General features: G+C 70.3%; 13 protein-coding genes. 10 read left to right on the top strand and 3 right to left on the bottom strand.

Annotation, left to right across the window (positions count from 1 at the left end; all coding sequences use genetic code 11):
- Positions 1-52 precede the first annotated feature (52 nt).
- From DEJ50_RS04130 to DEJ50_RS04090, 9 genes are all read left to right on the top strand, one after another.
- Entirely contained in the window at positions 53-1588 is a 1536-nt protein-coding gene (locus DEJ50_RS04130; RefSeq protein ID WP_317852519.1) for an alpha/beta fold hydrolase, read from the top strand.
- Positions 1589-1597: 9 nt separating this feature from the next.
- Positions 1598-3175: an alpha/beta fold hydrolase gene (locus DEJ50_RS04125; protein WP_223837583.1), complete on the top strand. Its 1578-nt coding sequence runs from the start codon at positions 1598-1600 to the stop codon at positions 3173-3175.
- Positions 3176-3223: 48 nt separating this feature from the next.
- Positions 3224-3988, top strand: a complete 765-nt coding sequence (locus DEJ50_RS35555; protein WP_150206058.1) for a serine hydrolase — start codon at positions 3224-3226, stop codon at positions 3986-3988.
- Complete coding sequence (locus DEJ50_RS04115) at positions 3970-4173, top strand: cold-shock protein (protein WP_055611897.1); 204 nt, start codon at positions 3970-3972, stop codon at positions 4171-4173. The genes DEJ50_RS35555 and DEJ50_RS04115 overlap by 19 nt, the downstream gene beginning before the upstream one ends.
- Before the next feature lie 404 nt (positions 4174-4577).
- A complete protein-coding gene (locus DEJ50_RS04110) occupies positions 4578-4985 on the top strand; it encodes a CBS domain-containing protein (RefSeq protein ID WP_150206057.1) in 408 nt (135 codons plus the stop codon).
- A 50-nt stretch (positions 4986-5035) separates the two neighbouring features.
- Positions 5036-5344 carry an SCO5918 family protein gene (locus tag DEJ50_RS04105; RefSeq protein WP_150206055.1) on the top strand — a complete coding sequence of 103 codons (309 nt, stop codon included), beginning with the start codon at positions 5036-5038 and terminating at the stop codon, positions 5342-5344.
- 773 nt (positions 5345-6117) lie between these two features.
- A complete protein-coding gene (locus tag DEJ50_RS04100; protein ID WP_150206054.1) occupies positions 6118-6447 on the top strand; it encodes a MerR family transcriptional regulator in 330 nt (109 codons plus the stop codon).
- Positions 6448-7501: 1054 nt separating this feature from the next.
- Complete coding sequence (locus DEJ50_RS04095; protein ID WP_150206052.1) at positions 7502-8023, top strand: hypothetical protein; 522 nt, start codon at positions 7502-7504, stop codon at positions 8021-8023.
- A gap of 687 nt (positions 8024-8710) precedes the next feature.
- Complete coding sequence (locus DEJ50_RS04090) at positions 8711-9445, top strand: class I SAM-dependent methyltransferase (protein ID WP_317852518.1); 735 nt, start codon at positions 8711-8713, stop codon at positions 9443-9445.
- Here DEJ50_RS04090 and DEJ50_RS04085 read toward each other — a convergent pair.
- From DEJ50_RS04085 to DEJ50_RS04075, 3 genes are all read right to left on the bottom strand, one after another.
- Positions 9429-9791 (bottom strand): cupin domain-containing protein, encoded by a 363-nt coding sequence (locus tag DEJ50_RS04085; protein WP_150206048.1) that lies wholly within the window; start codon positions 9789-9791, stop codon positions 9429-9431. The genes DEJ50_RS04090 and DEJ50_RS04085 overlap by 17 nt on opposite strands.
- Positions 9792-9891: 100 nt before the next feature.
- A complete protein-coding gene (locus DEJ50_RS04080; protein ID WP_150206046.1) occupies positions 9892-10863 on the bottom strand; it encodes an NAD(P)H-dependent flavin oxidoreductase in 972 nt (323 codons plus the stop codon).
- 94 nt (positions 10864-10957) lie between these two features.
- Positions 10958-12250, bottom strand: a complete 1293-nt coding sequence (locus tag DEJ50_RS04075; protein ID WP_150206044.1) for an FAD-dependent oxidoreductase — start codon at positions 12248-12250, stop codon at positions 10958-10960.
- A 121-nt stretch (positions 12251-12371) separates the two neighbouring features.
- Between DEJ50_RS04075 and DEJ50_RS04070 the strand changes: the two genes are divergently transcribed.
- On the top strand, positions 12372-15005 hold the full coding sequence (locus DEJ50_RS04070; RefSeq protein ID WP_190344268.1) for an ATP-binding protein: 2634 nt from the start codon (positions 12372-12374) through the stop codon (positions 15003-15005).
- Positions 15006-15320: the final 315 nt, after the last annotated feature.

Below are 15320 nucleotides of genomic sequence, written 5' to 3'. Positions count from 1 at the left end.
GCCGGTGTCGCCGGCGAGGCGGGTCTGCGGACCACTCGGTAGCGTTGATGGTGTGCGTTCCGCCCACACCGCCGCGGCATCGGCCGCTGTGGCCCTGCTGGCAGCCCTCGGCCCGGCGCCGGCCGGCGCCGCACCACCGCACACTGAAAGCACCGGTCGCTTCGTGCCGGGCCCCTGCCCCAGGACACCCGAACCGATCGCAGCACTGGCCACCGCCCGGTGCGGTGTCCTGGAGGTTCCCGAGAACCGTGCCCGTCCCGGCGGCCGGACCATCAGCCTGGCGGTGGCGGTCATCCCGCCCGCCTCGGCGAAGCCCGCCCAGGACCCCGTGGTGTTCATGGCGGGCGGCCCCGGTGGCGAGGTCTTCGACGACATCCCGTTCCTGGTCTCCTCCGGCCTGAACCGGGACCGCGAACTGATCGTCATGGCCCAGCGCGGCAATCTCCACGACAAACCCAACCTCGCCTGCCCGGAGCTGGACCGCTTCTACGCCCGGTCCGTGGGGCTCCCCTCGTACGCACCGCAGACGGAACGGCTCATGCTCGACGCGGTCAAGCAGTGCCGGGACCGCCTGACCGCCGACGGGACCGACCTGAGCGCCTACAACAGCACCGAGAACGCAGCCGACTTCGCCGACCTGCGCACGGCACTGGGCATCAGGCAGTGGAACGTCTACGGCCACTCCTACGGCAGCAACCTGGCCCTGACCTACCTGCGCCTGCACCCCGAGGGGATCCGCGCGGTGGCGCTCGACTCGGCCGCCCCCGCACCGTACGTCTCCCTGCCGTTCGCCTGGGCCAACGCCCGGGAGGGGCTCGACCACCTCTTCAAGGCCTGCGCCGCCGAGCCCGCCTGCAAGAGCCGCTACCCGGACCTCGAACGCACCCTGAACGAGCAGATGCGCACACTGGAGGCCCGGCCGCTCACGCTGAACGCCCGGCCGCCGCAGGGCGGAGACCCGGTGAAGGTCGTCCTCGACGGCGGCGCCCTGCTGAACCTGCTGGTCGCCAAGGCGATCCCGTTCGCCGAGGTCCCGGCGGCCATCGACGAACTCGGCCGCGGAAACCCCGAGCGCTTCGCCAAGGCCCGCGCCGCCGGTTCGATCGAGTCGATCGGCCAGACCGCCCACGGTCTGACGCAGTCGGTGGTGTGCAGCGAATGGACACCGGACCACCCGCCGTCCGATGTGCTGAAAGCGGGCCGCGAAGCGTTCCCCCAATGGCCGCAATCGGTCCAGGCCCAGGCACCTCAACTGCCCTTCCAGGACACGGTATGCCGTATCTGGAACGTCCCGGACCGCACCGCCGCGATGCGGGTGCCCACCGTCAGCCCGGTGCCGGTCCTCTTCGTCAACGGGACGTTCGACATGAAGACCGGGGCCAGTTGGGCGCCGAAGACGGCCCGTACGCTGTCCCGCTCGACCACCGTCCGGGTGCCCGGGATCGGGCACTGGGTGGTCCCGCAGTCGCCCTGCGCCCAGAAGGTGCTGGCGTCCTTCCTCACCCGCCCGAACGCACCCGACACCGGCTGCGTGGCGGGTCTGAGCTGGCAACCGTTCACGGTCACCCCCATGGTCACCCCGAAGTGACGGGGAGGAATGATGGCACGGTCACACATACGAGGCCTGCGCACCGGGCCGGCCGCGGCGGCGACCGGTTTGCTCCTCACCGGTCTGATCGCGGTGCCGGTGAGCGCGCAGGAGGACACGCCCCCAGGAGACACCGGCACGGTCGCCCGCACCGTGGGCAACGCCAGTTACGAGCCGGGCCCGTGCCCGAAGACGGCAGACCCGATCGCCGAACTCGAAGGGGCCCGCTGCGGAACGCTCACCGTGCCGGAGAACCGCACGAAGCCGGACGGCCGGAAGATCGAGCTCGGCGTTGCGATCGTGGCGGCCAAGGCCGCCGAACCGAAACCCGACCCCATCGTGTGGCTGGCCGGCGGGCCCGGCGACGACGCGGTCGGGGAGGCCAAGATGGCGATCGACGGCGGCCTGAACCGCGACCGCGACGTGATCTTCATGTCCCAGCGCGGCACGTACTCGGCCGACCCGGCCCTCACCTGCCGCAACATCGACGAATTCAACGCCCGCGCGACCGGCCTGGTCTCCGGCGCACCGGCCACCGAACGCGAGCACATCGCGGCCACAAAGGCCTGCCGCGACAAACTGGCGGCGACCGGAGCCGACCTCAGCGCCTACAACGACATCGAGAGCGCCGCCGATCTCGCGGACCTGCGCACCACACTGGGTTTGAAGGAGTGGAACGTATACGGCATCTCCTACGGCACCCAGCTCGCACTCGTCTACATGCGCCTGCACCCCGAAGGAATCCGGTCGGTCGGCATCGACGGCATCCTGCCGCCGTCCACCGGAGGGTCGGCCGTGACATGGAAGGCCGCCAAGCAGGGGTTCGACGGCGTGTTCAAGGCCTGCGCGGAGCAGCCCGACTGCAACCGCCGCTACCCGAACCTGCCGGCCACCTTCGAACGCCTCGTCCGCGACCTCGAAGCCAAGCCCGTCACCACCACCGTCACGCTCCCCGACAGCGGAAAGCAGGCGAAGGTGGTCCTGGACGGTGCAGCCTTGCTGAACTGGATGACCGCCGCCACCCATGTGGCACCCCAGATTCCCAGGGCCCTCGACGAACTGGCCAACGGCAAACCCCAGCGGATCGCCGAACAGTGGGCGGGCGGCAAGTACAACCCCCAGGCCATCGGCCGGCTGTCCCACGGGCTCGTCTACGGCGTCTTCTGCAGCGAGTGGACCCCGTACGAGACACAGGCCGAAGCCCTCCGGGCCGGCCGGCAGACCTACCCGTCGTTCCCCGGTTCGATACATGCCCAGGCACCGCTGCTCGGCTTCCTCCGCGAGGACTGCGAGGTCTGGGACATCCCGGCGGCGCCCCCCTCCATCCGCGACGTCACGAAGAGCGACATCCCCACCCTCGCCATCTCGGGCGGGTGGGACGCCCAGACAGCGGCGGACAACGGGCCGTACGTGGCCCGCACCCTGCCCCGGGCCACCGTCGTCACGATTCCCTACGAGCCCCATGTGGTCTTCGCCACCTCGAAGTGCGCCCAGGCCATCACCGCCTCCTTCTTCGACACCCCGACCGCCCCGGACACCGCCTGCCTCAAGGACCTCAAGCCCCCGAAGTTCGAGATCGCTCCTTGAAGAGGGTGGTGAGCGTGAACCGGATGCTGTCGTGGTGCACCGCGGGGGGTGCCATGGTCGCGGTGGTACTGGCCGGTGTCGCCATCCCGTCGGCACACGCCACCGGCGACGACCGCGACAGACGCCGTCCTCTTGCTGGCCGGGCGGCACCAGCTTGCGCTGAGTGACCCCCTGTCCGGGTTCCTCGACAACCCGCCCTCCTGGACGCGGGACGTCACGCTGGGCGACCTGATGCGTCACACCAGCGGCATCCCCGGCGGTGGACGTTGCCGGCAAGGCCGTGTCGTACGACGAGAAGGACGGCTCCTTCACTCCCAATTCCTCCCCCTGGAAGCAGTACGGAGACGGGTCCGTCCACGCCACCCCCGGAGAATTCGTCCGCTGGGCCGACAATTACCGAACAGGTCGCGTCGGTGGCACGTGAGTGTGGATGACGTCCTGCGCCGGCGCGGCGTCGACGACGGACGGTACGGGGCCGGAATCCCGTCGCGGCCGGGAGTTTCCGCCTGGGAGCGAGCAGGCGAGCTCGCCGCAGCACACTCCACCGGGAAGGGTTCAATATCTATGCCCGCCGCCGCAGATTTTTCTGGTTGTCCCGGGAAGAATTCCTACCCCGGAACGCGCTGGGGAAATTCTCCGCACAAAAACCTGTCCAGCATGCTACTGTCGATCCAGTTGCAGTTTTGGTACCCGAAAAGCGCTTCACGTTTCCGATTTTTCCGGCAGGGCATCATCGCGGCGACACGGCATCCGTACAGTGCGGACGTCGGCGTACTGCCCCAAAGGAGAAGAATATGGCTGCTGGTACCGTGAAGTGGTTCAACGCCGAAAAGGGCTTCGGCTTCATCGAACAGGACGGTGGTGGCGCTGACGTGTTCGCCCACTACTCGAACATCGCCGCGCAGGGCTTCCGCGAGCTTCAGGAAGGCCAGAAGGTCACCTTTGACATCGCGCAGGGCCAGAAGGGCCCGACGGCGGAGAACATCGTTCCCGCCTGACGCTTACCCGCGTTTCGCAGCTGGGGCCCGCATCCTTCGAGGTGCCGGCCCCAGCTGCACGCATTTCACATGCCGATCCGGCCCGCAGGGGCATACGGTGCACAGTCGGCGCCTCCCCGAGACCGCCAGGAATTCTAGCTTCAAGCTCCCCTCATGCCGCCGTCTCGGCTCCCGCGCAGCAGCATTTTGCGAGTTAGTGCAGCCTCATTATTTCGCTCGGCCCGTTCTCGTTATTCCCTGCCCTGCTCTTGATCGCGGTAATTCCATGACACGTGCTGCACCAGGCAAGGTTCTGAATGAACCGCACGCGTACGAACTACCGTTCCCGCCGCGCCCCGGATTCGACCCGGCAGCCCGAGAGTCACATGATCAGACAACTGGCCCATCTCTGCAGGAGGAACCTTGTGGCGCTGGCCCGGATGCAGCCCCGCGGGTCCAACGACCCCAGCCCTGCGCGCCGGACGGTGGACGACGCGATGGAAGTGACCGGTCCACAGGTCTGTGACGACATGACGGTCGAAGTGGCCCTGGCCGTCATGGCTGGCGCCCGCGCCGACCGCCTGCTCGTCAGTGACGAGCACGGCCTGTGCACCGGGCTGGTCAGCCACGCCCGGCTCACCGCCGTCCGCGTTGGCCCGGCCTACACCGATGGGGCCCGACTGCGCGACGTCCTGGGCGACCTCGGGCCGTTTCCCTCGCCCATGACCACGATGGCCGACGCAGAGCGGGCCATGCTTCACCGCAGGCTCGACGCAGTTCCCGTTGTCGACGAGGAGGGCACCGCTGTGGGCCTCCTCGCCCTCGCGCGCTGAACCACCGCACCACGCCACCAGCATCCCTTCCCCCTCCCGTGGAGGCCCTCATGCGCTGTGTCATCGCACGTTTCCCGTTCGACCTGACCAAGATCGGTGTCCTTGAGTCGATGAAGGACGTCAAGCCCGAGCAGGTCACCGGCGAGTCGGTGACCATCGGCCGCCGCACCTACCCCGCCAAGCAGGTCGGTCGGATCGTCACCGGCCAGGACCCCCGCGACTTCAGCGCCGGTGACGTGCTGCGGGCCATGACCCGGCTCGGGTTCACGTGCCGTACCGCCCCTGTGGCCGCCGAGCCCACGGGGCCGAGTCCGATTCCGCAGGCTTCCGAGCTGTTCGATGTCCGGGCGAACGCCTGACGGACACCGTCCGGCGGGGGCCGGCATGCGAATCGAGAGGGCCCGAACGGCGTCTGCCGGTCGGGCCCTCTCGCCACGTGGCCTGCCGGTCGGGGCCCGTCCCGCCCGGACCGCGCCTTGGCTATGCGGACACCATCGTCGGCCGCGAAGCCCCAGCCTCCTTCTGACAGAGACGAAAACCTATCGCGGCTGAGCTAGATTTTCCGTGGCGTGGGGGTTATGGTTTCTCTCGTAGCCCAGACAGTCCGTAGGGCCTGGCAGAGACGAACTGCCAGGAGGCTGTACCAGAAGTTGCACTCCGTAGGACGGTGCGGTGGTGGAGTTCCGAAGCCAGGTTGAGCGTAGGACGGCGACGGGGCTGACCACCGCACCGGGCGGCTGGCAGTGATCAGGAGCCGCCGACAGCCGCAGGTGCGGCTCGGCAGTACACAGCAGTGAGGTTCAGAGAGCAGTACCCGGGTGAAGGCGTCGGCTGCGGGCGCACGCCCCGGGAGTACCCGTAGTTGATCACCGAGGGAAGAAACGGAGGAACCGAGCGCCATCAGGATCGCCCGGGCCGAGCGACCGAGTCCGGGAACCGCAGGACATCGATAGTGAGGTGGTCTCCGGTCAAGCAACCGCGGTCCCCGCACTCCCGGCAGCCTCTGGGCCGGGACGGCGGAAACACAGGGTCGGCGCATTATCAGGGCCGACAGATGGTGTAGTAGTTCCTTCGGGGCCCTGGTGCCGTACGGCGCCAGGGCCCCTCAACGCGTTCCGTGAGAGAGGTGCAGATGACAGCACACGAATCGTTCGACGATCGTCTCGACGACGACGACTACCCCGCCTACACCATGGGCCGAGCAGCCGCCATGCTCGGTACCACCCAGGCCTTCCTCCGCGCGATCGGCGAGGCGCGCCTGATCACCCCGCTCCGCTCCGAGGGCGGGCACCGCCGCTACTCCCGCTACCAGCTGCGCATCGCCGCCCGGGCGCGGGAGCTCGTCGACCAGGGCACCCCCATCGAGGCCGCCTGCCGCATCATCATCCTCGAGGACCAGCTCGAAGAGGCCCAGCGCATCAACGCCGAGTACCGCCGCGCGGCCGAAGCGTCGTCGGACTGAACCTCGAGGAGCCAGCGGGCCGACCGCGATCTGCGTGATATGGCGTCAGGAAAGTCAGCATCTGGTCGGCATCGATCCTCCCTCATTGCGGAGCGACCGTCCGGTGCGGCGCCTGCCCGGCAGCGTGACGACAGCCCGGCTCCCGCGGAAGCGCAGGCCAGGCGCCCCACTTCAGCGGCAATCGATTTTCCTCGTCATCTTCGGCCCAAGGCCTGCCGGTGTAGAGTGCAGAGCGCCCTTGACCTGCATAAAGCTGGCAGGGAGCCGTCTTCTAGGAGCTCACATTGCTGCGCACCATGTTCAAGTCCTACATCTGACATCTGAACGTTTCCGCAGGTCAGCGGCGCGGCGACGGGGCTTTGGTCAGCAAACGGTCAGCATCGGCCCCTTGGGCTGCTCACGCAGGCGCACCCGTCGGCGGTCGCGCATGCTGCTGGCGCAGGGGCCTGGTCGGCGCCCCGTGGCGGTCTCTCTGCCACGTGTAGCCCGACGTCCCTGAGGCGGCGTCTGGCCCTACCCGCCGGCGACACGGGTGTAGTCGTCCACTCGATGACGAGGGTCTGGAGCCAGGCGGCGGCAACTTCCTCCCCTCCCTTCAGGGGGAAGGGAGCGCTATTTCCGCAGCAGTCCGATCTCAAGGTTCCTAGCATCGGCGGCAGTGTCGCTGGTCGAGAGGATCTGGAACGTGGCCGAGCCTGACGTAGCTGCGCGCCCACCCGCTGTAGCGCGCCGACTTCCCGGCCGAGCGAAGCGGCGCACGGAGGTCCTGCGCGAGTACGAGAAATTCAATTCCGATCGCCGCAGGGGGGTTCCTCCAGTGCTGTGGCCGTTCTTCGCACCGGACCCGGACCGGTACTACCGATGGCGGGTTCAGCTGGATTGCGCTTGCATCAAGGAGCTGCTGACACCGGACGACTCCACCCCGCCGAGCGAGAGGCAGTGGCGTGGCCTCGGGGATGGTGAAGCATTGCCGCCGGGACAGGTGTACTGCCAGCACGATGATTCAGCTGATGCCTCCTACTGCGACATCATTGAGTGGGGAGACCGGTAAGAGGTGAGCTTTCCTGCGGACCCTGTGGAGCCACCCGAATGGGCTGATGACGACGTCTGGGCCGTGATCCGCCACGATGAAGCACACACGTCGGCCTTCTGGAAGGTGACGCTGGCCTGCGGACACGTCGAAGAGGTCGTAGCGCCAACCCTCGACTGGAAACCCGATGATGGGCCTCGCTTGGCCGAGGCCACAAGGGTGAAACAGATGATCGAGGAATTCGAGCAGGTCTGGGATTCAGACCCGATGCTTCAATCCGAACACCAACGTGAGCACACCCGCCGGATGCTGGAGGCAGGCTGGCCGCGTCCGAGGCCGGAACGATCTTGCCATACGTGTCCCCACTCTCGCGCGATTGTCGCGTATCAGCGCGTGGGCTGGCTCATTCCACGGAATGAGGCGCCGGAGCCCGAACTTCTGCCGCCGGCTCGCGCTGTCTTGGAGCGACGACTGCGCCGGGCCGAGGCCGAGGCGGAACGGCTGCGAGTGCAGCTGGCCGGGCACGAGGAGCGACGGGACGCCTGATAGCCGGGCCTCGTAAGCTGCCGGCACTCTTCCGGATCGGAGCCCTTGCGCTCTCACTCACACGGGCGACGTTGGATGGTGTCGCGCCCGAGTGCACCCGGGCGCGACACCATCACCCTCTCCCCGGCAGGTTCAGGTCATTACGCGCATGGCGAGTACGGAGCCGTCTTGATGGACGGAGACCGGGCCGTCCCACTTCGAGTCCCATCCGGGCAGCGGCCATGCCTTGCGAGTGGGCGTGGACCTCGGTTCGGTACCGCTCCAGCTGACCGTTCTCGTTCGGGCGAGGACGCGCCGAAACCAGGGATAGTGCTCGGACTGGACGTGGAACCGGCCATAGAGAAGCTGGCGCCTTTCGATGAAGGGCGTTCCCGTGTTCCCTGTTGGACTCGTCGCGGTCGCTCGGCCGCACTCGTAACGTGTGCGGGCCGGCGGAGGCCCACCTCCGGCGGGTCCTTTGGGCGGCGGAGGCCCCCGACCTTCCCTGACACGTCATCCCACTCCGGTGGCGCGGGGCACTTCACCCCGGCGGTGTGGTGGTCCCGTCCCCAGTGCCCTTGACGCAGCATCATCTCCAGGGGGCAGGCGTACCGAGAGAGGTGTGGGCCGATGTGGGCGACTGGTGAGGCGTATGAGCCGTATGTCGGCCGATGGAGCCGCTTGGTCGCCATCCGGTTCGTTCGGTGGATGGGCGCCACGGCGGGAGGGACCTGGCGGGACATCGGTTGCGGCACGGGGGCGGTGACCGGGGCGGTCCTGGAGGTCGCCGACCCGGTGGGCGTGATCGGCGCCGACCCCTCGCAGGGCTACGTGGACTACGCCCGCGGGCACATCGCCGACCGGCGGGCGCAATTCGTTCTGGCGGATGCGATGCAGCTGCCGTTCGCGGACTCCACGGCATCGGTCGCGGTGAGCGGCCTCGTACTCAACTTCGTCCCGCACCCGGCACGGGCGGTCGCCGAGATGACGAGGGTCGTCGTCCCCGGGGGACAGGTCGGAGTGTACGTATGGGACTACGGAGAGGGCGGGATGGAGGCCATCCGCGCCTTCTGGGATGCCGCGGTCACCCTGGACCGGCAGGCAAAGCCACTGGACGAGGCCGTCAGGTTCCCCCTGTGCGCCCGCAGCCCGCTGGGCGAACTCCTGGCCGGAGCGGGACTCCAGGACGTGGAGGTCGACGAGATCCGGGTACCGACCCGGTTCGCGGACTTCGACGACTACTGGACACCGTTCCTGGGAGGTCAGGGGCCGGCCCCCGCCTACCTGGCAGGCCTTCCCGAGGGCCACCGTGCGGAACTCCGCGAGCAGCTCCGTGCGGCGCTGCCGCGGGCGGTGGACGGCTCGATCCTCCTCCACGCCCGGGCCTGGGCAGCACGGGGGCGACGAGGCCGCGAAGGGAACCCGGTCAACCCTGCGACGTGATGTGATCGATGACGGACGTGAAGGCGTCCGTGGGGGAGAAGTCCACGTACTCGCAGTCCTCGAGCGCTACCGGCGCGTGCCCGGCCGGCCAGTAGAACGCCTGTCCGGCCTCGTAGACCTCTTCACCGTCCTTGGTCACCATCTTCAGACGGCCCTTGAGCATGTACCCCCAGTGAGGGCACGGGCAGAGATCGTCGGGCAGGCCCTTCACCGCCGGCCGGAGGTCGGCGCCCTGGGGAAGCCGCACGAAAGCGACGGACAGGTCCCCGCCGACCTCCTGCGTACGGAGTTCGACTCCGCCGCCTTGGATCGCTACCGGTGTCTCCTGCCGTGTCGTCGCCGTCATGGCTGCCTCGCTTCTCTCGGGTGGAGCAGCATGCCCACTTCCAGATTGCCCCGGGGACCGGGGAGGCGCCTGGTGGGGGCACCCCGCAGGGGCAGCGCGGTCATGTCCCGGGGCCGATGGCGCGGGCTGTCGCCGCCAGCGCTGCCTCGGCCTCCCGTACGGTCCGCCGGACGATCTCTGCGGCGGGCAGGATCTCGTGCACGAGGGCGGTCGACTGACCGGTGAAGGGCAGGTACTCGTCCCCGCCGCCGGCGAGGATCGCGGCCATCACGCGGGGCACGGTCTGCGCGGGGTCCACCTGCTCGGGGTGCTCGCGCAGGAGGTCCACCAGGGGAGTGCGCAGGCAACGGGGCACTCCGGCACTGCCGGGGCGGTTGAACGGCGGCAGGATACGCTCGCTGCCCACGGCCCGCACGGCGTCAGAGGCCGCCGACTCGACGAGCCGGCTCTTCCACGCCTGCGACACCTTCATCTCGTCCGATGCGAGGAAGCGCGTCCCCATCAGCACACCCTGCGCTCCCAGTGCCAGCGCCGCGGCCAGGCCGCGCCCGTCGCCGATCCCGCCGGCCGCGAGGACGGGTACGTCGCCCGCCATGTCGACGACGTCGGGGACCATCACCATGGTGGAGACGTCCCCTCCGTGACCGCCGGCTTCGCCGCCCTGGGCGACGACCACATCGGCGCCCGCCCGCAGCGCCTCTTCGGCCTGACGGCGGCTGGATACCTGCTGGATCCAGAGAATGCCGGCGTCGTGGGCCCGGGCGATCAGATCGGGCGGCACCGCCAGGTGGAACGAGATCGCTGCGGGCCCCTCCTCGATCGTGGCCTGGAACGCCTCCTCGTCGAGCGGGCGGCTCGTGTGATTGATCGCGAACGGCCGGTCGGTCAGCCGGCGCAGCCGAGCCCATTGGTCCTTCAGCTCCGGCAAGGGCCGCACCGCGGTGCCCAGACTGCCCAGACCGCCCGCCCGGCACACCGCAGCTGCGAGATCGACCTCGTCCCAGGGGCCGAAGGCCGCGCACACGATAGGGGCGTCGATGCCGAGAAGCCGGCATACGGGAGTGGTCAGCATCAGAACCTCCGGCAGTCCCGTGGCAGTCCTGCGGTCGCGCGGCCATGACACGCGCTCCCCGGTTCCATCATTCCGCACGCCGCCGTCCGGGACCTCACGAAGGGAGCCCGCCGCCCTCACCGGGCCCCTCCGGGTACCGGGTGGACGCGGCCGTGAGTCCGCTGCGCGACCTCCGGCCCCGTGATCCGGCGAAGGCGCGGATCACGACCTTGGGATTCAGAAGGACGGACGGGGACTCTGCCCGCATCGCGAACAGCGCGAGCCGGCGGGAGATGTCGCGGTCGGACACGGCTGCCGTGCGGATGGCCCGCTGGAGCGGATTCGGCGGCCCGGCGAGCGCCTCCCGCCGCCCCAGCGCGTCGTACGCGTCGATGAACCGGTGGGACCTGCGGTAGCCGCGCAGCGACTGCCGCAGGTCCCGGCCCTGGGCCAAGGGCGCGGCGGTCGCGTCGGCCAGCCACACGGCGCTACGGAACGCCCAGCCGCACCCCACTGCCGGAACCGGATCCGAGGCGGTGGCGGCATCACCGATCAGGGCCAGGCCCGGCCGCGGTACGGGGTTCCGGCGTATGCACGGGTAGTCGGTGGTTCCGATGAGGTGGGACACCCGTCGTGCCCCTGCGAGCGAAGGTCCGTCCGGCAGACGTGCGACGAACCGGTCGTACGCGGCATCCCGTTCCGCAGTGAACTCGGGCAGCCGGTCCTTCGCCGGGAAGACCCCGACCTGGGTGAGCCCGCTGTCCACGCGGATGCACACGGCCACGTCCCGGCCCAGGGGCCAGACCTGGCCGTCGCCAGGGCCGTTCATCGTCGCGCCCTCGTAGTAGGTCCAGAACAGGAAGCGCTCGTTCGGGGCGCGGTTCTCCGGGACCTCCGCGAGCCGGGCGACCGTCGAGTGGTGGCCGTCGGCACCGACCACCAGTCGGGCGCGCAGCTCGGTGGAGCCTGTCCCGCCGTTCCGCGTGACCACTCCCCGGATGTTGTCGGCGTCGTCCCGTACGAGGTCGACGACACGGTGTCCCAGCATGAGCTCCACGCCGGGGGTGGCACCGGCGATCTCCCGCAGTAGCGGGTCCAGCTTGCTCCGGCGCAGGCTGATCGCCGGCGGAACCGCTCCGTCATGCCGGGGCACGATCCAGCCGTGCTCCGTCCACATGCCGAGCCCGGTCGTCACGGCCGCGCCCCGGGCGACCATCGGCTGCCAGAAGCCCAGCCTCTGCAGGACGTCGTGCGTGCCGCCGAGCACGAAGTGCCCGCACAGCGTCTTGTGCGCCTGCGGGTTGCGCTGCCGTTCGACGAGTGCCACCCGCAGGCCGGCCCGGCCGTATGCCGTGGCAGCCGTGCAGCCGGCGATGCTCGCGCCGACAATGATCACGTCGTAGTCCATGGCCGTTCCCTTCGGCGTGCCCCGTTCCTCTGCTCATGGGCAGCATGCGCAGGCCCTCCTGCCGCGGACATCGGTGGTGGATACCCAACCTTGTGGACGTGGCCTGCCTACCATGGGCAAGGTGACGGTCGGCCCCTGCACGCTCTTGGAGCGGGACGGCGAGCTCGCGTCGCTGACCCGCTGGTGGCGGGAGGCGCGCGACGGCACCGGACGGCTCGTTCTCGTCGGTGGTGAGGCGGGTTCGGGCAAGACCGCGCTGATCGAGGAGTTCGCCCGGACGCTGGGCAGCGTGCGCCTCCTCCGTGGCGGCTGCGAACCGCTCACCACGCCGCTTCCGCTCGGTCCCCTCCGCGATATGGCACTCGGCGTGTCGGCACCGCTGCGCCGTCAGCTCACCGGCGAGGCGGAGCCGGCGGCGGTGCGCCGCCTGATGCTCGACGAATTGCGCAGCGGTGGTGAACCGGCCCTGGTGCTGCTGGACGACGCGCACTGGGCCGACGAGGCCACGTTCGACCTGCTGCGTTTCCTGGGCCGCCGCATCGAGGCGCGTCCCGCCATGATCGTCGTGGTCTACCGGCAGGACGAGGTGGGGGCACGCCACCCGTTGCGCGTCCTGGCCGGGGACCTGGCGGCGCTTCCCGTGGTGCGCCGGCTGACCGTACCGATGCTCTCCGAGGCGGCCGTGACCCGTCTCGCCGCGGGAACCGGCATCGACCCGGGCGAGCTGCACCGCCGCACGGGAGGCAACGCGTTCTTCGTGACCGAGGTCCTCGCTGACGGCCGGGCCACCGTTCCCCCGACGGTCCGGGACGCGGTCCTCGCCCGCGCCGCCCGTCTGGAACTGGGTGCGCGCGAGGCTCTCGACGCACTCGCCTGTCTCGGGACGCGGGCGGCGCCATGGCTGGTGGAGGCCGTCTCGGGCCGGGCAGCCGACGACCTCGACGCGTGCATGGACCGCGGGCTGGTCACCGCCGTCGACGGCACGGTCGCGTTCCGGCACGAGCTGGTCCGGGTCGCCGTCCTGGAGGCGATCCCGCCGGGACGCGCGGCAGCCCTGCACCGGCAGGCACTGGCCGTGCTCGGTGCGAGACCGCCGGGTGAAGTGGAGCCCGCGCGGCTCGCCGATCACGCGCAGCGGGCCGACGACCGGGCCGCCGTCCTCGCCTACGCCCCCCTGGCGGCGGAGAGGGCCTCCAGACTGGGGGCCCACACGGAGGCGGCGGACCACCTCCGCCACGCACTCGCCGCGCTCGGCGACGAGCCGGACGCCGCCCGGGCGGGGCTCCTGGAGGAACTCGGCCGGCAATGCCATCTCGCCGATGACCTCGACGACGCCCTGCGGGCCCGGCAGGAAGCCGTCGACGCATGGCGGGCGGTCGGCGACGACCGACGGCGGGGCGGGGCCCTGGTCGGACTGGCGATCACGGCGGCCCACCTGGCCCGGGAGATCCCGCTCGGGGAGAAGGCCTGCGACGAGGCCCTCGCGCTGCTGGCGACGCAACCGCCAGGGCCCGAATACGCACTCGCCTGCGCCATCCGCGCGAAGCTGTCCGCCATGGCGTTCCGCAACGCCGACGCGGTGGCCTGGGGCGAGCGGCTCCTGGCTGCTGCCGGCGAGGGCTCGGAACCGCAGGAACGGGCACTCGCACTCCTGTCGATCGGCATCGGCCGCGCTCAGGACGGCGACCCGGCCGGACTCGACCTGATCGCGGAGAGCGTACGGCTGGCGCGGGGCGCATCGGTGGAAGACCAGGCCGGTCTCGCCTACTTCTGGCTCCAGCTGATCTGCGTGACGCGCCGCTGGTACCGGCAGGCCGACCGCTGGTACGAGGAGGCCCTCTCCTTCACCGACGATCACGGGCAGGAGGTCTGGCGCCAGTGGCTGCGCGCGTTCCGGTCGAGGGCACTGCTCGACCAGGGACGGTGGGACGACGCCGAAGCGCTCGCCTCGGAGGTGCTGCGCACGGCGGGGGTCGACGACGGGCGCCGGATGATCGCCATGGTGGTGCTGGGCCGGCTGCGGGCGCGCCGTGGCGACCCCGACGCCCGCCCGCTGCTGGCCAGGGTCCACTCGGTCATGGTCACGGCAGAGCCGGTCGTCGACTGGATCATCGGCTCCACACCGGCGCTGGCCGAGGCCGGGACGTACGCCGGTGACCTGGACCAGGCACGCACACTCGTGACCCCGGCCCTGGCCGCTGCCACAACCCAGGGCGAACCGTGGCTCCTCGGCGAGCTGGCCTACTGGCTCGCGCGGGCCGACGGACCCGCCGCCGTCCCGGGCCGGGCCGCCGAGCCCTACCGGCTCCAGTTGTCCGGCCGCTCCCGGGAAGCGGCCGGACGCTGGGAGGAGACCGGATGCCCCTACGAAGCCGCGCTCGCCCTCGCCGACACCACGGACGAGGGGATGCTGCGGGAGGCACTCGCTATCTTCGACCGCTTGGGCGCACGGCCGATGCGCGACATCACCGCCCGCCGCCTGCGTCGGCTCGGCGCACGCGACATCCCCAGACGCCCGTCCCGCACCGCCGGCCCCGACGGGCTCAGCGCCCGGGAACAGGAGGTGCTCGCCCTCCTGGCCGACGGACTCCGCAACGCCGAGATCGCCGACGTGTTGTTCCTGTCACGCCGCACGGTCGAGCACCACGTCGCCGCCGTGTTGCGAAAGCTCGGCGTGAACAACCGGTCGGAAGCGGGGCGGTACGCCCGGCGCAACGGCGTGGAGCCGGCGTCGCCGACCAGCAGAGTGCGCTGACGACGGCTCGCCGCCTTCGCCGCGCCCTCACCATCGGCATCGTCACCCTCGCCGGCAGACTCGCCTCGACCGTCTTCGCACCCCTGACCGCGATCCTCGCCGACCACAACATGTCCTGGCGCGCCAGCTACGGCGCAGCGACGGCCTTCGGCGCCCGCGCGCACGGCCGGACATCCCGTGTCAGTGAGGGGGAGTGCCCCGCTCGGCCCGGTCGTACTGAGCCTGAAGCGTCCCGCTGCACTGTGGAACCACCCCTGTCAGAGGGTCGCCGCCTGGCTCACCTGGGCGGAAAGTCGACATCGGTCCCCCCGCATT

The organism is Streptomyces venezuelae, from assembly GCF_008642295.1.
Classification (GTDB): domain Bacteria; phylum Actinomycetota; class Actinomycetes; order Streptomycetales; family Streptomycetaceae; genus Streptomyces; species Streptomyces venezuelae_C.
This window is presented reverse-complemented; position numbering and strand designations above follow the sequence as displayed.